This is a genomic window from Catenulispora subtropica, from assembly GCF_039531675.1.
In the GTDB taxonomy this organism is placed as follows: domain Bacteria; phylum Actinomycetota; class Actinomycetes; order Streptomycetales; family Catenulisporaceae; genus Catenulispora; species Catenulispora subtropica.
Genome location: NZ_BAAAQM010000039.1, coordinates 1 through 20,773, shown reverse-complemented (window position 1 = coordinate 20,773; position 20,773 = coordinate 1). Strand labels below are relative to the sequence as shown.

Annotated in this window: 17 protein-coding genes; 6 read left to right on the top strand and 11 right to left on the bottom strand. The window is 72.7% G+C overall.

Annotated features, from left to right (window positions below):
- The first annotated feature begins 67 nt into the window (after positions 1–67).
- Entirely contained in the window at positions 68–2,944 is a 2,877-nt protein-coding gene (leuS, locus tag ABD466_RS28675) for a leucine--tRNA ligase (RefSeq protein ID WP_344660306.1), read from the top strand.
- 5 nt (positions 2,945–2,949) lie between these two features.
- On the opposite strand, the gene ABD466_RS28670 is transcribed toward leuS, so the two are convergent.
- Entirely contained in the window at positions 2,950–4,278 is a 1,329-nt protein-coding gene (locus tag ABD466_RS28670; RefSeq protein ID WP_344660368.1) for an MFS transporter, read from the bottom strand.
- Positions 4,279–4,409: 131 nt separating this feature from the next.
- Here ABD466_RS28670 and ABD466_RS28665 point away from each other — a divergent pair, with 131 nt between their 5' ends.
- A complete protein-coding gene (locus ABD466_RS28665) occupies positions 4,410–5,339 on the top strand; it encodes a LysR family transcriptional regulator (protein WP_344660305.1) in 930 nt (309 codons plus the stop codon).
- Here the strand turns inward: ABD466_RS28665 and ABD466_RS28660 are convergent.
- Positions 5,320–6,171 (bottom strand): DegV family protein, encoded by an 852-nt coding sequence (locus ABD466_RS28660; protein WP_344660304.1) that lies wholly within the window; start codon positions 6,169–6,171, stop codon positions 5,320–5,322. The two genes, ABD466_RS28665 and ABD466_RS28660, sit on opposite strands and share 20 nt — an antisense overlap.
- Positions 6,172–6,305: 134 nt before the next feature.
- Between ABD466_RS28660 and ABD466_RS28655 the strand changes: the two genes are divergently transcribed.
- The gene (locus tag ABD466_RS28655; RefSeq protein ID WP_344660303.1) at positions 6,306–6,716 is read left to right on the top strand and encodes a RidA family protein; all 411 of its coding nucleotides are present in this window, start codon (positions 6,306–6,308) and stop codon (positions 6,714–6,716) included.
- Positions 6,717–6,773: 57 nt separating this feature from the next.
- Here ABD466_RS28655 and ABD466_RS28650 read toward each other — a convergent pair whose 3' ends face one another.
- The 6 genes from ABD466_RS28650 to ABD466_RS28625 all read right to left on the bottom strand — a co-directional run bounded on the left by ABD466_RS28650 (position 6,774) and on the right by ABD466_RS28625 (position 15,139).
- Positions 6,774–7,886, bottom strand: coding sequence for a hypothetical protein (locus ABD466_RS28650; protein ID WP_344660302.1), 1,113 nt, complete (start codon positions 7,884–7,886; stop codon positions 6,774–6,776).
- 106 nt (positions 7,887–7,992) lie between these two features.
- Positions 7,993–8,691: a response regulator gene (locus tag ABD466_RS28645; protein ID WP_344660301.1), complete on the bottom strand. Its 699-nt coding sequence runs from the start codon at positions 8,689–8,691 to the stop codon at positions 7,993–7,995.
- A complete protein-coding gene (locus tag ABD466_RS28640; RefSeq protein ID WP_344660300.1) occupies positions 8,688–11,366 on the bottom strand; it encodes a DUF4118 domain-containing protein in 2,679 nt (892 codons plus the stop codon). Before ABD466_RS28640 ends, ABD466_RS28645 begins: the two co-directional genes overlap by 4 nt.
- Before the next feature lie 144 nt (positions 11,367–11,510).
- Positions 11,511–13,151, bottom strand: coding sequence for an amidohydrolase (locus ABD466_RS28635; RefSeq protein WP_344660299.1), 1,641 nt, complete (start codon positions 13,149–13,151; stop codon positions 11,511–11,513).
- A gap of 390 nt (positions 13,152–13,541) precedes the next feature.
- Positions 13,542–14,606: an AI-2E family transporter gene (locus ABD466_RS28630; protein ID WP_344660298.1), complete on the bottom strand. Its 1,065-nt coding sequence runs from the start codon at positions 14,604–14,606 to the stop codon at positions 13,542–13,544.
- An 80-nt stretch (positions 14,607–14,686) separates the two neighbouring features.
- On the bottom strand, positions 14,687–15,139 hold the full coding sequence (locus ABD466_RS28625) for a hypothetical protein (RefSeq protein ID WP_344660297.1): 453 nt from the start codon (positions 15,137–15,139) through the stop codon (positions 14,687–14,689).
- Here ABD466_RS28625 and ABD466_RS28620 point away from each other — a divergent pair.
- Entirely contained in the window at positions 15,138–15,299 is a 162-nt protein-coding gene (locus ABD466_RS28620; protein WP_344660296.1) for a DUF3761 domain-containing protein, read from the top strand. The genes ABD466_RS28625 and ABD466_RS28620 overlap by 2 nt on opposite strands.
- Before the next feature lie 13 nt (positions 15,300–15,312).
- Here the strand turns inward: ABD466_RS28620 and hemQ are convergent, their stop codons facing one another.
- The 3 genes from hemQ to hemE form a co-directional block, all read right to left on the bottom strand.
- Positions 15,313–16,068 carry a hydrogen peroxide-dependent heme synthase gene (hemQ, locus tag ABD466_RS28615; RefSeq protein WP_344660295.1) on the bottom strand — a complete coding sequence of 252 codons (756 nt, stop codon included), beginning with the start codon at positions 16,066–16,068 and terminating at the stop codon, positions 15,313–15,315.
- The gene (hemG, locus tag ABD466_RS28610) at positions 16,065–17,495 is read right to left on the bottom strand and encodes a protoporphyrinogen oxidase (protein WP_344660367.1); all 1,431 of its coding nucleotides are present in this window, start codon (positions 17,493–17,495) and stop codon (positions 16,065–16,067) included. The genes hemQ and hemG overlap by 4 nt, the downstream gene beginning before the upstream one ends.
- A 92-nt stretch (positions 17,496–17,587) precedes the next feature.
- Positions 17,588–18,715, bottom strand: a complete 1,128-nt coding sequence (gene hemE, locus ABD466_RS28605) for a uroporphyrinogen decarboxylase (protein ID WP_425558768.1) — start codon at positions 18,713–18,715, stop codon at positions 17,588–17,590.
- A gap of 516 nt (positions 18,716–19,231) precedes the next feature.
- Between hemE and ABD466_RS28600 the strand changes: the two genes are divergently transcribed.
- On the top strand, positions 19,232–19,822 hold the full coding sequence (locus ABD466_RS28600; protein WP_344660293.1) for a DUF3000 domain-containing protein: 591 nt from the start codon (positions 19,232–19,234) through the stop codon (positions 19,820–19,822).
- Between the two features lie 577 nt (positions 19,823–20,399).
- Positions 20,400–20,773, top strand: a 374-nt coding sequence (locus tag ABD466_RS28595; RefSeq protein WP_344660292.1) for a response regulator, incomplete at its 3' end; no start/stop codon positions are given.

The window sequence follows — 20,773 nt, the reverse complement described above, 5'->3', positions numbered from 1 at the left end:
AGGGGCTTTTTTCTTTTCCAGCCCAGACTTACCTTCCGACAGACGTACCCGCGGAGACCTGACGACGATGAGCGAGCAGTCCACACAGCCCAAGCCTGCCAGCGACGAGCCCAAGTTCCGCTATACGGCGGCGGTGGCCGCTGATATCGAGCCCAAGTGGCAGGACTACTGGGCCGCCAACCACACCTTCGAGGTCCCGAACCACCCGGCCGACATGTCCGAGCCGAAGGCCTACATCCTGGACATGTTCCCGTACCCCTCCGGCGCCGGCCTGCACGTCGGCCACCCGCTGGGCTACATCGCCACCGACGTGCTGGGCCGGTTCAAGATGATGACCGGGCACCACGTCCTGCACACCATCGGCATGGACGCCTTCGGCCTGGCCGCCGAGCAGTACGCCGTCGAGCACGGCGTGCACCCCCGCGTCAGCACCGAGCGCAACATCGCCCGCTACCGCGAGCAGATCCACCGCATCGGCTTCGGCCACGACACCCGGCGCGGCGTGTCCACCATCGACGTGTCCTTCTACAAGTGGACGCAGTGGATCTTCCTGCAGATCTTCGACTCCTGGTACGACGACGACGCCGACCGGGCCCGCCCGATCGCCACCCTGATCGCCCAGTTCGCCGACGGCACCCGCCCGACCCCGGACGGCCGGGCCTGGGAGACGCTGGCGCCGCAGGAGCAGGCGACCATCGTCGACTCCTACCGGCTGGCCTACATCGCCGAGGCGCCGGTGAACTGGTGCCCCGGGCTGGGCACCGTGCTGTCCAACGAGGAGGTCACCGCGGACGGCCGCTCCGAGCGCGGCAACTTCCCGGTGTTCAAGCGCAACCTGCGCCAGTGGATGATGCGCATCACCAAGTACGGCGACCGGCTGCTGGCCGACCTGGACCGCCTGGACTGGCCCGAGCCGATCAAGCTGCAGCAGCGCAACTGGATCGGCCGCTCCGAGGGCGCCCGCGTGCACTTCCCGGTGACCGCCGTCGACGGCTCCGAGAAGACCATCGAGATCTTCACCACCCGGCCCGACACCCTGTTCGGCGCCACCTACATGGTGCTGGCGCCGGAGCACGAGCTGGTCGACGCCTTCGTGGCGCGGGCCTGGCCGGCCGGCACCAAGGACGCCTGGACCGGCGGCTTCGCCAGCCCGGCCGAGGCGGTCGCCGCCTACCGCGCGCAGGCCGCCGCCAAGACCGAGGTCGAGCGGCAGACCGAGGGCCGCCAGAAGACCGGCGTGTTCACCGGCACCTTCGCGGTGAACCCGGTGAACGGCGAGGGCGTGCCGGTGTTCATCGCCGACTACGTCCTGATGGGCTACGGCACCGGCGCCATCATGGCGGTGCCGGCCCACGACCAGCGCGACTTCGAGTTCGCCCGGGCCTTCGACCTGCCGATGCGGATCGTCGTCGCGCCGCCGGCCGGCTGGTCCCTGGACGTCGCCGACTGGACCGAGGCCTACGACTCCAAGACCGCGCAGATCACCGACTCGGCCAACGACGAGGTGTCGCTGGAGGGCCTGCCGGTCCCGGCGGCGATCCGCGCCATCTCCGAGTGGCTGTCGAACAAGGGCATCGGCGAGGGCACCGTCACCTACCGCCTGCGCGACTGGCTGTTCTCCCGCCAGCGCTACTGGGGCGAGCCGTTCCCGATCGTCTACGCGGTCGACGGACCGGACGCCGGGATCGCCCGCGCGCTGCCGGACTCGATGCTGCCGCTGGAGCTGCCGGAGGTCGACGACTTCTCGCCGAAGACCTTCGAGGCCGGCGACGTCACCAGCGCGCCGGAGCCGCCGCTGTCGCGCGCGTCCGACTGGGTGAACGTCACCCTGGACCTGGGCGACGGCCCGCGCCGCTACCGCCGCGAGACCAACACCATGCCGCAGTGGGCCGGCTCCTGCTGGTACTACCTGCGGTACCTGTCGCCGGACGACGACTCGCGCTTCGTCGAGGCCGAGGCCGAGAAGTACTGGATGGGGCCGAAGAGCGCCGAGGACACCGGCGGCGTGGACCTGTACGTCGGCGGGGCCGAGCACGCCGTGCTGCACCTGCTGTACGCGCGCTTCTGGCACAAGGTGCTGTTCGACCTGGGCTACGTCACCAGCGCCGAGCCGTTCCGGAAGCTGTTCAACCAGGGCATGATCCAGGGCGCCTCCTACACCGACGCCCGCGAGGTCTACGTCCCGGCCGACGAGGTGGAGGAGGTCGACGGCGCGTTCTACTACAAGGGCGAGCAGGTCACCCAGCACTTCGGCAAGATCGGCAAGTCGCTGAAGAACGTCATCTCCCCGGACGAGATGATCGACGAGTACAGCGCCGACACCCTGCGCATCTACGAGATGTCGATGGGCCCGCTGGACATGTCCAAGCCCTGGGACACCCGCGCCTCCATCGGCTCCTTCCGCTTCCTGCAGCGCCTGTGGCGCAACGTCATCGACGAGGAGACCGGCGAGGTCACGGTCACCGACGCCGAGCCGGACGAGGCGACGCTGCGCGCCCTGAACAAGACCATCGACGGCGCGCGCAACGACATGGAGGCGATGCGCTTCAACACCGCGATCAGCAAGCTGATCGAGCTGAACAACCACCTGACCCGCCTGCCCGCGGTCCCGCGCTCCGCGGCCGAGACCCTGGTGGTGCTGGCGGCGCCGTTCGCGCCGCACATCGCCGAGGAGCTGTGGTCCCGCCTGGGCCACACCGACACGGTGGCGCACGCGAGCTACCCGGTCGCCGACCCCGCCTACCTGGTGGACGAGACCGTGACCTGCGTGGTCCAGGTGTCCGGCAAGGTCAAGGACCGCCTGGAGGTGCCCCCGGGCATCGCCGAGGACGCGCTGCGCGAGCTGGCGCTGGCCTCCGAGGGCGTGCAGCGGGCGCTGGAGGGGCGCGGGGTGCGCACGGTGATCGTGCGGGCGCCGAAGCTGGTGAACGTGGTGCCGGCGTAAGGCGGCTAAAGGTCCACGACACGGCCCGGCGCCGATCGGTCGACGATCGGCACCGGGCTTCTCCGTGGGCGGGCCAGCAGCAAGGGCGTCGCCAGAAGGAAGGCGCCCGCCAGGCCGAGCCCGAAGCGCGGGCTCGTGGCGGCGGCGAGCAGCCCCCAGGCGGCGGTGCCGGCGGCGATGCCGAGCTTCGTCGAGATCGACCAGGCCGTCAGAACCCGGGCGACGAGCCCGGGGCCGGTCTGATCCAGCCGCTGCGTCGCCAGCACCGGGTTGAACACGGCGGCGCTGGTGATCAGCGCCGTCTCGACGCCCATGACCACCAGCAGACCGGGCAGCCCCGGTCCGAGGAAGACCAGACCGATCGGCGGCAGAGCGCGCAGCGTTCCGGCCACGGTCAGCACCCTGTGACGTCCGAACCGGGCCACCAGGCGCGCCGACAGGCGGGAGCCGATCAGGCCGCCGACGCAGGGCACGGCGAACGCCATCCCGTACTGCCAGGCCGGGAAGCCCAGCCGCCCGAGCATCAGCACCGCGAGCAGCGGCTCCGTCGCCATGATCAGGGCGTTGACCGCGACGGTGTTGAGGAACAGCGGCCGTAGTGTGGAGTCGCCGAGGATGTGGCGCCAACCAGCCGACAGATCAGCGCTTCCCATCCTGGCCGGCCGCTCCGCCCTGGCCTCGGCCGCCGACCGGGCCGCCGTCTCCTCATGCGTCTCGGCTTTCGCCTCGGCTCTCGCCCCGCCGTCCGCCTCCCGGCCTCCGATCGCCCGGATCCCCAGTGCCGACAGCAGAAAGCTCACCGCGTCGGCGACCACCGTCGCCACCGGCCCGAACATCGCGACCGCCGCCCCGCCCAGCGGCGGCCCCACCACGATCGACGACCACGTCGTCGCTTCGAACCGCCCGTTCGCGACCATCAGGTCCTCGCGGGCGACGATCGTCTTCACGTACGCGCCGCTCGCCGCGCCGAACGCGATGTCGCAGGCCCCGACCACGATCGACACCGCCAGCAGCTGCGCGAAGCCGAGCACTCCGAACGCGGACGCGACCGGCAGCGTGAGCAGCGCCGCGCACCGGACCAAGTCCATCGCCACCATGACCGGGCGCTTGCGCCGGACCTCGATCCACGGCCCCAGCGGCACCGCCACCAGCGCCGCGACCGCCGTACCGGCCGCCGCCAGGGCCGCGACCCGCGCGGGCCCGGCGTGCAGAACCCTGATCAGGATGACGTTGAAGGCGTTGAACGCCAGCCAGGTGCCGAGCGTGCTGACCGCGTACGCCGACCACAGCCACCCGAACCGCCGCCCCAGCCGTCGCCCGTCCGCCACGCCCATCGCCGCCTCACCGCTCGCTCCCACAACCACCGGCTGGTCAACGGAATCAAAGCGAGCAGACAAACCCCAGGTCAAACAACCATCGGTCCCCATTTCCACAACCCGTGGTTGTCCCTCTAGGCTGAGCGGCCATGGATCTCGAAGCCGTGCGCACCTTCGTCGCCGTCGCGAACGGCGGCCGTTTCCAGGAAGCGGCCGCGGAGCTCGCCGTCACCCAGCAGGCCGTGTCGAAGCGGATCGCCGCGCTGGAGAAGGAGCTCGCGGTGCGGCTGTTCACGCGCTCGGCGCGCGGGGCGCTGCTCACCATCGACGGCCAGGCGTTCCTGCCGCATGCCAGGGCCCTGCTGCAGGCCGAGGAGAAGGCGATCGCGTCGGTGCGGCCGGGCTCGCGGGCGCTGCGGGTCGACGTCATCACGATGCGGAGCGCGCCCGGCGTGCTGCTGCGCGGGTTCCACGAGGCGCATCCGGACGTGGACCTCGACGTCGTCACCCTGTTCGACGCCGACACGGCGATCGCGGCGGTGCTGGCCGGGACGATCGACGCGACGTTCCGCTACGTCGCGGCGTCGCGGCGGCTGCCCTCGGGGGTCGCCTGCGCCCGTGTCCTCGACGAGCCGCTCGACGTGCTGATCGGCCCCCGCCACGCGTTGGCGGACGCGCGCACCGTCACTCTCGCCCAGCTGGCCGGGCACCGCGTCTGGATCCCGGGGATCGTCCCGGGCGCCGAGTGGGCCGTCTACTACGAGCAGCTCGCCTCAGCGTTCGGGCTCGCCATCGACGGCATCGGACCGAACTTCGGGACCGACCACCTCATGGACGTCATCGCCGGCGCCTCCGACGTGGCGACGTTCCTGGGCGACAAGACGCGGCTGGCCTGGCCCGCCGGGCACGATCTGCGGCGGATTCCGGTGCGGGATCCGACGCCCGCGTACCCGCACTCGCTGCTCTGGAGGAGCGACGACCGGCATCCGGGGCTCGCCGCGCTGCGTCGGCACCTCGCCTCAGGGCCGGGGTCCGCCGAGGGCGCGCGGCTCTGGACCCCTACAGCGGCGACACGATGACACCCAGCACCCCCGGGCCGACGTGCGCGCCGATCACGGCCCCGACCTCGCAGACCGTGATCCCGCTGAGCCCGGGCAGGCGCTCGCGCAGGCGGGCGGCCAGGGCCTCGGCCCGCTCGGTGGCGTCGAGATGCTGCACCGCGATCTGCACCGAGGACCCGTCGCCGCCGGCCCGCTCGACCGCGATCTCCTCCAGCCGCGCGATGGCCCGCGCCGAGGTGCGGACCTTCTCCAGCGGCTCGACGCGGCCGTCGGCCACGTGCAGCAGCGGCTTCATCGCCAGCGCCGAGCCGAGCAGGGCCCGCGCCGAGCCGATGCGGCCGCCGCGGCGCAGGTACTCGAGCGTGTCGACGTAGAAGAACGCGGAGGCGGTGGCCGAGCGCTTGGCGGCGATCTCGGCGACCGCGTCCAGGTCGTGCGCGCCGTCCCGGCCCGCCTCGGCGGCGGCCAGCACCGCGAAGCCGAGCGCCATGCCGATGGTGCGGCTGTCCAGCACCCGCACCGGCAGCGGCGCGTCCTTCGCGGCCAGCTCCGCCGACTCCAGCGTGGCCGACAGCTCGGCGGAGATGTGCAGCGACACCACTCCCTCGGCGCCGGACTCCGCCGCGGCCCGGTACGCGGCCGCGAAGTCCTCCGGCGAGGGCCGCGACGTCGTGGCGGCCTCATGCGCCCGCAACGCCTCGACCAGCAGCTTCGACGTGTCCGGCGCGGCCTCGCTGTGCGGCGCCCCCCGTACGATCACCTCCAGCGGGACCGCGGTGACACCGAGAGCGTCCGCCGACTCGGCGGGCAGGCAGGCCGTGGAGTCGGTGACGAGCGCGATACGGGGCATACCGCCGAGGTTATCCGGAGGTGGCGTCCGGGCAAATGGGCGGGAGCCGGGACCGCCCCCGGACGGCCCTGATCCCGCCGCGCGCCCCGGAAAACCTGAGGACCCGCCCCTGGGCCCCGGACCACAATGCCACCATGACCGACGACCGCCTGACCCTCCTCAACCCGCCCGGCCTCCACCCCACTTCCGGCTACGCCCACGTCACCATCGCCCCCGCCGGCCGCACCGCCCACCTGGCCGGCCTGTGCCCCCTCGACGCCGACGAGAAGGTCGTCGGCCCCGACCTGGACACCCAGATCGACCAGCTGGTCGCCAACGCGCTGACCATCCTCCGTGCCAGTGGAGCCACGCCCCATGACGTGGTCCGCTCGGTGATCTACGTGGTCAGCGACCAGAGCGCGGTCCTCGCCGCGGCCTGGGACCGCCTGACCGCCTCGGAGCTGGGTCCCGCGTTCCGGACGGCGAGCACGCTGCTCGGCGTGGCGGCGCTGGGATACGGGGGACAGCTGATCGAGGTGGATCTGACGGCGGCTCTGGAGGGGTGAGCGACACCGGAGCCCGGATCTGATCTCTTCGACCGGAACCGGGCTCCGATGATGTGGCTATCGCCGCGAGACTCGGCGGACGAGCAACGCGCCGCCGGCGATCAGCGCGAGACCGATCGCGGCAGCCGTCCCGAACATCGTGGCCGACAGGCCGGTGAAGGCCAGAGCGCCGTGACTGCGGGGCGTGCCGGCCGAGGCCTCGGCGGGCTTGGAGCAGCCGGAGCCGTGGCTGTGCGGGTCACAGCATCCGCTCGCTGCTTCAGCACCGGCCTTCCCGTCGGGACAGCACACACTCGCCTTGGAGTCAGCGCAGCATCCACTTGTCCTGTCAGCAGTGCAGCACTGACTCGCCTTGCCATTGGCGCAGCACTGACTCGCCTTGCCGTCAGTACAGCACTGGCTCCCCGTGCTACCAGCGCAGCATCCGCTCGCCGCACCGACACCTGCCTTCCCGCCGGTGCAGCATCCGCTCGCCGCACCGACACCTGCCTTCCCGCCGGTGCAGCACACGCTCGCCTTCCCGTCCGCGCAGCACTCCTCCGCGGCTGAGCTCCCACAAGCCCCGTGCGCAGGGGGATCCGCGGACTGCGAGTTGCTCGGCGGATCCGCCGGGACCACCACCACCGCCGGCGGATCCACCGACGGGGGATGCGGCCGCCCCGCCGCCGGCTCCGACGTCGTCGGCGCCTTCAACACGGTGTGCGTCGCCGACGGCGGAGGCGGGGGCGGCGGCAGAAACCCGGTGTAGTGCAGCGGCACCGAGCGGGCCAGGTCGCCGCCGCCGGGCACCCGGGCCCGGGCCTCGGCGAGCAGCGTGCGGTAGCCGACCTCGGCGGTGACCGTCGCCGTGCACCGCACCGACTGGCCCGGCTCCAGCGCCAGGTGGCCGTTCTCGCCGGCCGGGCACGTCACCGGCAGGGGATGCGGATCCAGGTCGTCGAGGCCGATCCAGACGTCGCGCAGGTCGGCCTCGCCCGGGGTGTCGGCGAGGGTGATGGTCACCACGTGGCGGGTGCCCGCCGGCAGGCGCTGGTCCTGTCCCTCCATCGTGGCGGTCAGGGTCATGCCGGCGCCGCCGCCGGCGAAGGCCGGCACGGTGCCGGCCGCCGCCGAGCCCAGCAGCGGGGTCAGGCCGAGTCCCAACGCGGCCACGAAACGCAAGGAACGCATGCTTCCAGTAATCGGGATATCGGCGTTCTGTTATGCGTGGCGCGCCGCCGTTTACACCCAATGGCACATTCTGCGACTCGTCGACCGTTCAGATGATCGGAGTGTGTCAGGGTTGGAAGCGGTATCCCATCCCCGGCTCCGTCAGCAGGTGCTCCGGCCGCGAGGGCTCGCGCTCCAGCTTCCGTCGCAGCTTCGTGAAATGGAAGCGCAGCAACGGCGTGTCGTTCTCGTAGCCGTGCCCCCACACCTCGCTCAGCAGCTGCTTGGCCGACACCAGCCGCCCCGCGTTCTTCAGCAGCACCTCCACGATGCCCCATTCGGTCGGCGTCAGGTGCACGCTGCCCGGGACCGACGACGGCGCGTCCGCGGAGCGGGTCACGGAGTGCGCCGCCACGTCCACGTCGAAGTCCCCGATCCGCTGCACCGCGGCCTTCGGCGCGTTGCGGTCCGCGTGCCGGCGCGCCACCCGCAGCCGGGCCAGCAGCTCCTCCATCGAGAACGGCTTCGTCAGGTAGTCGTCCGCGCCCGCGTCCAGCGCCTCGACCTTGTCCGAGGCGTCGGCGCGCCCGGAGAGGACCACGATCGGCACCTCGGTCCAGCCCCGCAGGCCCTTGATCACCTCGGCGCCGTCCAGGTCCGGCAGGCCCAGGTCCAGCACCACCAGGTCGGGCAGGGTGCGCGCGGCCAGCGCCAGCGCGGACGTGCCGTCCACCGCCGTCACCACCTCGTACTTGCGCGCGGTGAGGTTGATCCGCAGCGCGCGCAGCAGCTGCGGTTCGTCGTCGACCACCAGGACCTTGATCATCGCGCGGGCTCCTCGGCACCGTCGGGGGCGCCGGCGTCGTCGGGGACGCCGGCCTGCCCATCATGGTGAGCCGCCGGCAGCGACACCACCATCGTCATCCCTCCGCCGGGTGTCTCCTCCGGCGTCAGCGTCCCGCCCATCGCCTCCACCAGTCCCCGCGACAGCGCCAGCCCGAGCCCCACCCCGGTGGTGTTGTCCCGGTCGCCGAGCCGCTGGAACGGCGTGAAGATCCGGTCCCAGTCCTCCGGCCGGACGCCGCGGCCCCGGTCCGCCACCCGCAGCTCCACCCGCCCGGCCAGCTCCGACGCCGTGATCAGCACCGGCAGGTCCGGCGAGCCGTGCTTGAGGGCGTTCGCGATCAGGTTCGCCACCGCCCGCTCCAGCAGCACCGGGTCGGCCACCACGTCCGGCACGTCCTCCAGGTCCCGGAACTGCACCCGGTCCCGGAACGCCGGCCGGTCCCGGAACTCCAGCCGGTCCCGGTCGGCCCCCAGCGAGTCCAGCGCCATCGCCGCCACGTCCTCCACCGCCGCGTCCTCCAGCCGCAGGTTCAGCGCCCCAGCCTGCAGCCGGCTCATGTCCAGCAGGTTGTCCACCAGCCGCGACAGCCGGTCCAGCGACTCCTCGGCCCCGGCCAGCAGCTCGGCCCGGTCCCGCGGCGACCACTCCACCGACGTGTCCCGCAGCGAGGCCACCGACAGCTTCGCGGCCGACAACGGCGTCCGCAGGTCGTGCGAGACCGCCGCCAGCAGCGCCGTGCGCATCTTGTCCGCGGCCGCCAGCGGCACCGCCGCGGCCGCCTGCCGCGCCAGCTTCGAGCGCTCCAGGGCCACCGCCGCCTGCGCCGCGAACGCGGTCAGCACGTGCTGGTCCGACGCCGGCAGCGTGCGCCCCCGCAGCACCAGCATCGCGTCCGGTCCGGCGTGCACCACCACGTCGCCCTCGGCCGGCGTCCGGCACGGCATCGACCCCGACCCCGACGTCGCGGCCACGATCCGCCACGCGTCCGGGTCGTCCGCCTCGTCGGGCAGCACCGGCGTGGCCGGCTCGGTCCGCTCCAGCAGCGCCACCGACTCCATCCCGAACGTCTCCCGGAACCGCGCCAGCAACGCCCCGATCGCCTCGTCGCCGCGCAGCACCGACCGGGCCAGCTCGGACAGCGTCTCGGCCTCCGCCGAGGCCTTCGCCGCCCGCCGCTCCTGCCGCGAGGCGAAGTCCACGACCGAGGCCACGATCAGCGCCACCATCGAGAACACCACCAGCGCCAGGATGTTCTGCGGATCGCTGATCGTCAGCCGGTGGAACGGCGGGATGAAGTAGTAGTTCAGCAGCAGCGAGGCGGTCAGCGAGGCGAAGAACGCCGACAGCAGCCCGCCCAGCCGCGCCACCGCGACCACCCCGGCCAGGAAGATCAGCACCTGGTTCACCAGGTGCAGCTGGTCCCGCAGGTTCGCCAGCACCAGCGTCAGCAGGATCGGGACGACCAGCCCGGCCACCGGCCCCCACCAGCGCGGCCCCGTCTCCGGCTGCCGCAGCACCCGGCGCAGCGCGGCCAGCCGGCTGCGCTCGGCCGCGGACCGCTCGTGCGTGACCATGTGCACGTCGATGTCGCCGGACTTCTGCACCACGGTCTCGCCGATGCCGTAGCCGCCGACGAACCGCTCCAGCCGGCCCCGCCGCGACACCCCGACCACCAGCTGCGTGGCGTTCTCGGCGCGCGCGAACTGCAACAGCGCCTCGGGGACGTCGTCGCCCACCACCGAGTGGAACGTGCCCCCGAGCGACTCCACGAGCTCGCGCTGTTCGGCCAGCGCCGCGGGGGAGGCCCCGGTCAGGCCGTCGGAACGGGCCACGTGCACGGCCAGCAGGTCCGAGGTCAGATCCGAGTTCATGGCGCCGGCCCGCTGCGCGATGCGGGCCGCGCGCCGCACCAGCGTGGTCCCCTCCGGCCCGCCGGTCAGCGCCACCACCACGCGCTCGCGGGTCTCCCAGACCTTGTCGATGCCGTGCTGGCCGCGATACCGCTGCAACGCCTCGTCCACCCGCCCGGCCACCCACAGCAGCGCCAGCTCGCGCAGCGCCCCGAGGTTGCCGGGCCGGAAGTAGTTGGACAGGGCGGCGTCGATCTTCTCCGGCTTGTAGATGTTGCCGTGCGCCATCCGCCGCCGCAGCGCCTCCGGCGCCTGGTCTATCAGCTCGATCTGGTCGGCGGCGCGCACCACCTCGTCCGGCACGGTCTCCCGCTGCGGCACCCCGGTGATCTTCTGCACCACGTCGTTGAGCGACTCCAGGTGCTGCACGTTGACCGTGGTCACCACGTCGACGCCGGCCGCGAGCAGCTCCTCGACGTCCTGCCACCGCTTGGTGTTCCGCGACCCGGGCACGTTGGTGTGCGCCAGCTCGTCGACGATGGCGACCTGCGGACGCCGCCTCAGCACCGCGTCGAGGTCCATCTCCTCGAACTCGGCGCCCCGGTACTCCATCCGGCGCCGCGGCACCGTCTCCAGCCCGTCCAGCATCGCCTGCGTGTGCGGCCGGTCATGGGTCTCGACGAACCCGACCACCACGTCGCCGCCCCGCTCGGCCCGGCGCTGCGCCTCGTCGAGCATGTGGTACGTCTTGCCCACGCCGGGCGCCGCACCCAGATAGATGCGCAGGCGGCCCCGCGCACTCATGGCGCGACCACCGCGTGCGTTCCTGCTACTGCCACGTGATCGATCGTCCCACGCCCGCCAATGCGCATCTGACCATGGGCGTTTGCATCGCGTTTGCGATGGGGCGAGGGGCTCGCGGCCTTCGCGGGCCCGGCACCCGGACCCTCACGGCCGCGCGAACAGCCCGCCCTCGTACACGATCCGCCCCCCGACCACGGTCAGCACCGACTCCAGCCCCGCGACCTCGTCGGCCGGCACGCTGAAGTAGTCCGCCGACAACACCGCGAAGTCCGCGAGCATCCCCGGCACCAGTTCCCCGCGCTCCCGCTGCTGGCCGGTGAACCACGCGCTGCCGCCGGTGAACAGCCGCAGCGCCAGCGTCCGGTCGAGCCGGTCCTCCGGACGCCACATCTCCAGGCCGCCGAGCGTCGTGCCGGTCGTGAACCAGCGCAGGGCGTCCCACGGGTTCGCCGCCGCCATCCATGTGCCGTCCGTGCCGGCGCCCACCGGCACGCCGCGGGTCAGCATCTCCATGACCGGCTGCACCCGGCGCGCCGCGTCCGGGCCGTAGCGCTTCAGGAAATGCTCGCCGCGGTAGGCCATCCGGTGCTGCACGGTGATCCCGCCGCCCAGGGCGGCCACCCGGTCGATGGTCTCCGGCCGGATCGTCTCGGCATGCTCCACGGCCCAGCGCAGGCCGTCGAACGGCAGGTCCCGGTCGACCTTCTCCAGCACGCCCAGGAAGCGGCGGATCGACTCGTCGTACGTGGCGTGGAAGCTGAACGGCCACCGCCGCTCCACCAGAAGCCGCACCACCGGCTCCAGATGCCGCCCCAGGGCGTCCGACAGTTCAGGCCGCGGCTGGGTGAAGTTGGAGAAGTCCACGCCGTCCAGCGTCAGCGCCTCGCCGACGCCGTTGAACCACAGCAGGTCGTCGCTGCCCAGGTCCAGGTCCGCCGTGAGCCGCTCCAGCTCCTCGCGCTCGTGGCCGGGATGCGTGGCGAACACGTTCAGCGCCACACGCAGGCCCAGCCGGCTCTGCGCCCACAGCGTCCGCAGCGCGCCGTAGCAGTCCGGGAAGCCGGTGGCCCCGGCGTCGACCGCGCCGGTCACGCCGAGCCGGTTCAGCTCGCGCAGGAACCGGTGCGTGGAGTTCAGCCGCCCCTCGTCGTCCAGCTGCGGCGCGCTCAGCACCGCCAGCGCCAGCACCGCCGGGCTGGGCTTGGCGACCAGCAGGCCGGTGGGGTTCCCCGCCGCGTCGCGCTGGAGCTCGCCGCCGGGCGGGTCCGGCGTCTCCTTCGTGTAGCCGAGGGCCCGGACGGCGGCGCCGTTGAGGAACGCGGCGGCGTCCAGGAACACCACGAGCACCGGCACGTCCTCGGACACCGACGCGATCTCGGCGGCCGTCGGCAGCCGGTGCTCGGCGAACTGGTTCTCCGACCAGCCGCCGATCACCTGTACCCACTGCCCGGGGACGGCCTCGGCGGCCCGGCGCCGGAGCAGCCGCAGCGCGTCGGCCAGCGAGGGCACGCCGTCCCACCGCACCTGCAGGTTCCAGCTGTTGCCGGCGTCGGCCAGGTGCAGGTGGGAGTCGTGCAGCCCGGGGATCACGGTGCGCCCGTCCAGGTCGACCACCTCGGTCGCGGGCCCCAGGAGTGCGGCGGTCTCGCGGTCGTCCCCGGCCGCCGCGATCCGGCCTCCGGCCACGGCCAGCGAGGACACCACGCTCCCGGCGGCGTCCAGCGTGTGGATCCGGCCGCCGCGGACGATCAGGTCGGCCTGACGGATCACCGGTATGTCGCTCATGGGCTGCACCTGGAGTTCTTTCCGGAAAGTGGTGACCTCACGGATCGTAGGCGGACGGCTACGCAGTCGCATGTTTGGGCCTCGTGCGCATATCCGACCGGCGCGTTTGCATCCCGCTTGCGGGGACGGCGGGCCCGTGAACGTGGTGACGCTGAACCTGGCGCTCGACAAGGCCCACCCGGCCCCGTCGGGCACCGGCTGACCGGCCGGGAGGGGCCCGGCATCCCGCATCGGGGACCGGGCCCGGCCCGGGCGGGGAAGGATCGACCAGGGGTCGGTGCGCGGCGGGGCGTGCCGGCCCCATAGGCGTCGGGTCTCCAGCGCTGTCCCGCACCACCTCGCTTCGAGGAGCCGGTATCGCTTCGGCCCCCGATCCACGCCGCTGACACCTCAGCCGGAGTCGCTGGCCGCCACCTCATACCTCTTCACATAAGCCGACAAGAAGCTCTGGGCCGTGGCCGTCAAGGGAATCGCGATGATCGCCCCCACCCCGCCCAGAAGTGCGGCTCCCGCGATCACCGCTCCGAACGCCACCGCCGGATGGATGTCCACCGTCTTCGACGTGATCCGCGGCTGCAGGATGTAGTTCTCAAACTGTTGATACACCACCACGAAGACCAGGATCACCAGCGCCGCCCCCGGCCGGCCGTTCGTCAAAGCGATCAGGATCGGCAGCGCTCCGGCCAGATACGTCCCCACCGTCGGGATGAACTGCGACACCAGCCCCACCCAGATCGCCAGCGCCAGCGCGTACGGCAACCCGATCGCCCAGAACAGGATTCCGTGGGCGACCCCCGACACCAGCGCCATCAGGGCCCGTGAGTAGATGTATCCGCCCGTCTTGTCCAACGCGATCATCCAGGCTCGCGTGATGGCGGCCTGCTTCCGCGGGGGGAACAGCGACACCACCTCCGCCCGCAACTTCGGCGCGTCGGCCGCCAGATAGAACGTGAACAGCGCCACCGTGAAGGTCCTGAACACCCCGCCCAGGACCGACGACGAGACGCCCCACACGTTCCCCGCCAGCTTCTCCGCGTACGTCTTCAGCGCGTTCGAGTCGCTCAGCAGCTTCGACTGCAGGTCCCGGACCGAGATCTTCTGCTCGAACGTCCGGTTGATCCACGACACGACCGAGTCGACGTAGCGCGGCAGGTTCCCCGCGAACTGCACCACCTGGTCCACGAACAGCGACCCGAGCGCGAACACGAACAGTGCCGTCGCCGCCAGCAGCACCACGAACACGATCATCACCGCGATTCCCCGCCGCATCCCCCGCCGGGCCATCGCGTCCACCGCCGGCTCGATCGCCAGCGCCACGAACAACGACACCAGCAACGTGACGAGCAGGTCCTTCAACCGTCCGAGTGCCCACTGGCTGATCAGGAACCCGGCGTAGAACAGCAGCGCGAGGACCAGCGCGCGCGGCAGCCAGCGGGGGACGGCGGACTCGGTCATGCCCGCCAGTCTCACCGCTGAAGCCGCCGATCCCCGGTATCCGTAAGCGGTGTCTCGCCAGTGTCTTCGCTGTCGAGGGCTTAAGCGTTTCTATTACTACTGACGTCTGCCAAGGTGGGGTTCTGGCCGGCGGCGGGCGCCTGGCCTTCGGGAGGGGAACCCATGCTCCGGCAGCGATGGGCGTCGGCATTGGCCTGCGCACTCACGGTTCTGGCAGCGGCGGCGTGCGGGTCGGCGACGTCCGGATCGGCCTCACCACAGGCCGTCGGCGCGGGGCAGAGCGCCAGCTCCACGGCGACCTCGCCGGACACGACGCCGACGACGGCCGCCTCGCCGGAAGGCGCGGCCGCCTCTTCCGAGGCCTCGTCGTCGTCGCCGGCGGCGCCGTCGTCGACTTCGCCTTCTGCGAAGCCCGCCACGACACCCGCCTTGACCCACGCCCCGACGACCCACACCACCAGCGCCTCGTCGACGCACCAGACGTCCGCCGCTCCGACGTCGAAGCCCTCCACGGCCGCGCACGCCCTCTGCATGCACCACGCGACCATCGACGAGGGCACCGCCCGCTGCGGCGCCGGCGAACCGCATCCCGCCGGTGCCATGGCGCTGTGCCACGACGGCACCTACAGCGAAAGCACGACGCCGAGTGGCACGTGTTCGCACCACAACGGCGTCGAGGTCTGGTACTACTGAGCGCCGGACGCGCCTACGGCAGCGCGTTCACGATCTCCGTGATCCCGCGCCGCCTGCCGGTGTAGAACGGCACTTCCTCGCGCACGTGCCGCCGCGTCTCCGAGCCCCGCAGGTGACGCATCAAGTCCACGATCCGGTCCAGGTCGTCGGCCTCGAACGCCAGGATCCACTCGTAGTCCCCGAGCGCGAACGACGGCACCGTGTTGGCCCGCACGTCCGGGTACTCCCGCGACATCATCCCGTGCTCGGCGAGCAGCCGCCGCCGCTCCGCGTCCGGCAGCAGGTACCACTCGTAGCTCCGGACGAACGGGTACACCGCGACGTAGCCGCGAGACTGCTCGTCGGCGATGAACGCCGGGATGTGGCTCTTGTTGAACTCCGCCGGCCGGTGCAGGGCCATCTGCGACCACACCGGCTCGGTCAGCCGTCCGAACGCCGTCCGGCGGAAGCGCTGGTACGCGTCCTGCAGCTGGTCCGAGCTCTCGGCGTGCAGCCACAGCATGACGTCGGCGTCGTGCCGGAACCCGGCCACGTCGTACACGCCCCGCACCACCACGTCGTCCTTGGCCAGCGCCTCGAACAGCGTCTCCACCTCGGCGGCCAGGTCCGCGCGCGCGTCCTCGGAGGCCGGCAGCTCGTGCCGCACCTTGAACACCGACCACATCGCGTACCGCGTGACCTCGTTCAGCTCCACCGCGCGCTTGCCGATGCGGACGTTGCTCACCACACCGGCGCGCTGCTCGTTCGTGTTGTCGCTGCTGTCGCTCATGTCGCCATTCTTCCTGATCGGGTGATCTCCTGCGCCGCGCGCTGGGCCGACGCCACACACGCCGCGATTCCGACGCCGTCGTAGGCCGCCCCGCACACGGCCAGTCCCGGCTGCGCGCTCACGGCCTCGCGGATCCGGGCCACGCGCGCCACGTGCCCGACCGCGTACTGCGGCAGGCCGCCGCCCCAGCGCTGCACGTGCCAGTCCACCGGCTCGCCGAGCGCCGTGCCGGCGCCCGTCGCGGTCCGCACGTCGGCCAGCGCCAGCGCCGCCAGCTCCGCGTCCTCGCGCTGCAGGTCCGCCGTCTCGCGATGCCGCCCCACCGAGGCCCGCACCACCGTCTTCCCGGACTCGGCCAGCCACGCCCACTTCACACTGGAGAAGGTCGAGGCCTTGATGAACCGGCCGTCCGACGGCGGCACCAGGAACCCGCTGCCGGCGGGCAGCGCCGCGTCGTCGAACACGAAGGTCGCCAACGCGACCGAGGCGTACTCGATCGCCGCGAGCTCGGCGGCGGCGCCCGGCGCGGCCGCACCGAGCAGCCGGGCCGCCGGCGCCCCGGGAACGGCCACGATCACCGCGTCGGCCTCGGTCGCCCGCGCCGCCGGCACCGGGCCGGACACCAGCCGCCACCCGTCCGGTGTGCGTGTCAGCTCCCTGACCATGGTCTCGCGCCGGATCACGACGCCCATCGCTTCGCAGGCCTGTGCCAGCGCCGCCGGAAACCGCCCGACGCCGCCCCGGATCCCGGCGAACACCGGACTCGGATCGGCGGCGGCCGCCTGCGCGGCGAGGATCTTGGCCACGGCCTCGTCGACCGGCTCGCCCGACTCGTACGCCGGCACCAGCGCCGGGATCGCCGCCCGCAGCGAGATCTCGTCGGCGTGCCCGGCGTAGACGCCGCCGAGCAGCGGTTCCACCAGCCGGTCCACGACCTCGCGCCCGAACCTGTCGGCCACGTACCCGCCGACCGCGACGTCGTCGGCCTCGGCCTCGGCCCGCAGCCGCTCCCGTGACGGCAGCGCCGCCCCGGCCCCGGCCCGCTTCAGCCCTTCCGCGGACAGCAGGCCGGCCAGGACGCTCGCGTCGCCCGGGATGCCCATCACGTGCCCCTTGGGCATCGGCACCAGCTCGCCGCGGCTCCACACCGAGGCCGAAGCCGTCGCCGGGTGCACCAGGTCCTCGGCCAGGCCCACGGCCCGTACCAGGTCCACCGCCTCCGGCCGCCGGTTGAGGATCGACTCGGCGCCGAGATCCACCTGGATCCCGCCGACCTCGCCGACCGCCAGCTTGCCGCCCAGGCGGGGAGAACCTTCGAACACTGTCACGGCCGTTTCCGGCGCCGCCCGCTTGACGAACCAGGCCGCGGCCAGGCCGGAGACGCCGCCGCCGATCACCGCCACGGTGCGCGGCCGTTCGCCCGACATCGAGTCCTGAGACTCGCCGATCGCAGCCTTCTGTGTCGTGCTCGCCGTGCCCGCCGTGCTCACCGTGCTCACCGTGCTCACCGTGCTTCCCGTCAGCGCGCCGACGCCTCGTGCACCAGCTCGACGATCCGCTGCAGCACGTCCGGGTCCATATCCGGCAGCACACCGTGTCCGAGGTTGAAGATGTGCCCGGGGGTCCGGGCGCCGTCGTCCAGGATCTCCCGCACCTTGGTCTCGATCACCGGCCACGGCGCGAACACCACCGCCGGGTCCAGGTTGCCCTGCACCGCGTAGCCGGGGCCGATCCGCCGCGACGCCTCGTCCAGCGGCACCCGCCAGTCCACGCCGACCACGTCCGCGCCCGCCGCGGCCATCAGCGGCAGCAGCTCGCCGGTGCCGACGCCGAAGTGGATGCGCGGCACGCCGTAGTCCGCCACCGCGGCCAGCACCTTCGCGCTGTGCGGCATCACATGGCGCTGATAATCGCGCGGCGACAGCGCCCCGGCCCACGAGTCGAACAGCTGCACCGCGCTCGCGCCGGCCTCGATCTGCACCTTCAGGAACCCGACGGTCAGATCGGCCAGCCGGTCCAACAGGGCGGCGAACAGCTCCGGCGCGCCGTGCATCATCGCCTTGGTCTTCTCATGGTTCTTCGACGGCCCGCCCTCGATGAGGTAGCTGGCCACCGTGAACGGCGCCCCGCCGAAGCCGATCAGCGGCGTGCCGCCCAGCTCACCGGTCAGCTGCCGGACCGCCTCGGTGATGAAGGGCAGGTCGGCTTCCGGATCCAGAGGCCGGATCTGCTCCAGGCCGGCGAAGTCCCGCACCGGGTCGGCGATCACCGGGCCGACGTTCGGCTGGATCTCCAGGTCCACGCCGATCGCCTTCAGCGGCGTCATGATGTCGCTGTAGAAGACCGCGGCGTCCACGCCGTAGCGGCGCACCGGCTGCAACGTGATCTCGGTCACCAGGTCCGGGCGCATGCACGACTCGAGCATCGGGATCCCGGCCCGGACCTTCTTGTACTCCGGCAGCGCACGGCCGGCCTGCCGCATGAACCACACCGGGGTGTACGGGACCGGCTCGCGCCGCGCGGCGCGCAGGAAGGCGCTGTCGCGCACGGCCGATCGCGAATCGGCGGCGGTCCGCGCCGGGGTCTCGCCGCGCGGGCCCGGCACCTCGGTGGACGTCTCCGGGGCCGACGGATCAAGGTCTGCCATCCTCGCCGAAACCGCGGGGTTCGGGTTCTCGGTCACGCTCTCGCGCACGGCATCGCTCCTGTCGTCGGTCACCCTTCGATGGTCGCACGCCCGGCGGGGTGCTCGGCGCCGGGGTGGCCGGATGAGCAGGGGTTTGCCGACGCGGCGTCGGCATACCGCCGCGGTCGGGGCCGGCCGTGGGCCGATGGCGGGCGGTCGGTGCCCGAGCCCCCGACCGGTCGCCGCCGGGATCGTGGCGCGGTGACGGGCTGGTTCGTGGCGGGGTGACGGGCTGGAACGTGGCGCGGTGACGGGCTGGTCGCGGGCCGGTCGAGCACCGTCGGGAGCCGGGTTCGCCCGCCGGTCGAGAGCCGGTGGTCCCGCAGTCCCGGCCGGATCGTGGCCGGATCGTGGCCGCGTCGCCGCCCGGTGCCGGACCGTCCACCCGGACCGGATCGCCAGTGCCCGCCACGGGAAAGCGCCGTTCGCCAGCGTGCCGCACGGTGTCCTCGGGGAGCGGCGGCGTACGCTTCACCCATGGCACCCAGCCGCCCGAACGACCCGCGGGAGTTCGCGGAGGCGGTCGCCGCGTTGTCGGCGGCGCCGCTGCCGGCCGTGATCGACCTCGAAACGCTGCCCGCACCGGTCAACCTCGCACCCTTCACGCACGCGATCGGCGGCGCCGTGCTGTCCGCGTCCGGCGAGGAGGACCTGGCCACCGGCCGGCTGGTGCTGCTGCACCGGCCCGGCGGCCACGAGGAGTGGCGCGGCGCGTGGCGCTTGGTGGTGCTGGTCGAGGCCGACCTGGAGGCGGAGATCGCCGACGATCCGCTGCTGGCCGAGGTCGGCTGGTCCTGGCTGCTGGAGTCGCTGGAGGAGCACGGCGCCGGCTTCACCGCCGAGAGCGGCACGGTCTCCCGCTCGTCCTCGCGGGGCTTCGGCGGACTGTCCGCCCGCCCCGCCACCACCGCGGTCGAGATCCGCGCGTCCTGGACCCCGGTCCCCGGACCGGACGGCATCGGCTTCGGGGCGCACCTGCAGGCGTGGTGCGGGCTGATGATGATGTGCGCCGGGCTGCCGCCGGAGTACGAGGGCGTGGCGAACCTGCCCGCCGGATCGCGGCGGTAGCGCGGGCCCCGCGGGCCACCGTCGTTCCCGCTGTTTCCGCCGTCCCTTGCATCTCTGGCATCCCCCCGGTCCCTGCCGTCCCGGCCATTCCCGCTCTCCCCGACCGTTCCCGCCCTCCTCGCCATCCCCGGCTGTCCCCGCCGTGCCCGCCGTCCCCGGCCCGGATTCCGGACCCCGCCCGCACCGCCGGTCCTCCGGCTCCCGCCCGCCTCATTGTGTTACGTCCTGCTCACCTGAACAGCCGAGCCGCCTCCCCCGTACGGCCCAGCCCCGGACCCCTTGCGCCCGTCGCGCACCACGGGTCGCGGAGCCGCACGTAAGACGTCCAACGACGCGTCTCATCACTCCGGCGGCGCCGGTGCGGTACGCCCGACCGGGTGCTGCCACTTCGGGCGTTTCCCCAGCTCAGAAGGCTTTATCGGATCATCATATGCCCGACGGCGTCCCCTTCCTTGAAGTTGCGGGCATTAGCCCTAAAGGTGCCTGCTTGATCTGCCGATGACCTGAATGGACCGATCCGCGAAGAGCGGACCCGGCCGCTGAGCACAAGCTCGCAGCACCCCCAGGAGGAGGTTCGGTGTCGGTACTCGTCGACAACACCGCCAACCTGATCGCATACCGGCCGGCGCGGCTGACCGCGATGGTCGTCGTGGCCGACCCCCGAGTCCGCCAGTCGGTGACCCGGCACCTGTGGGCGCTCGGCGTCCGCGACGTGCTGGAGGCGCAGACCGCCGCCGAGGCGCGCAGCCGGATGTCCGCCACCCGCGACCTGGCGGTCGTGGACATCCACCTGCCCGACGGCAGCGGCCTGCAGCTGCTCGCCGAGATGCGGGCCGCGGGCTGGGCCGGCGGCCTGGCGGTCTCCGCGGCCGACGACGCCGGCGCCGTGCGCGCCGCGCTGGCCAGCGGCGTCCGCGGCTTCGTGATCACCGGCGCCCGCCCGGTGATCAC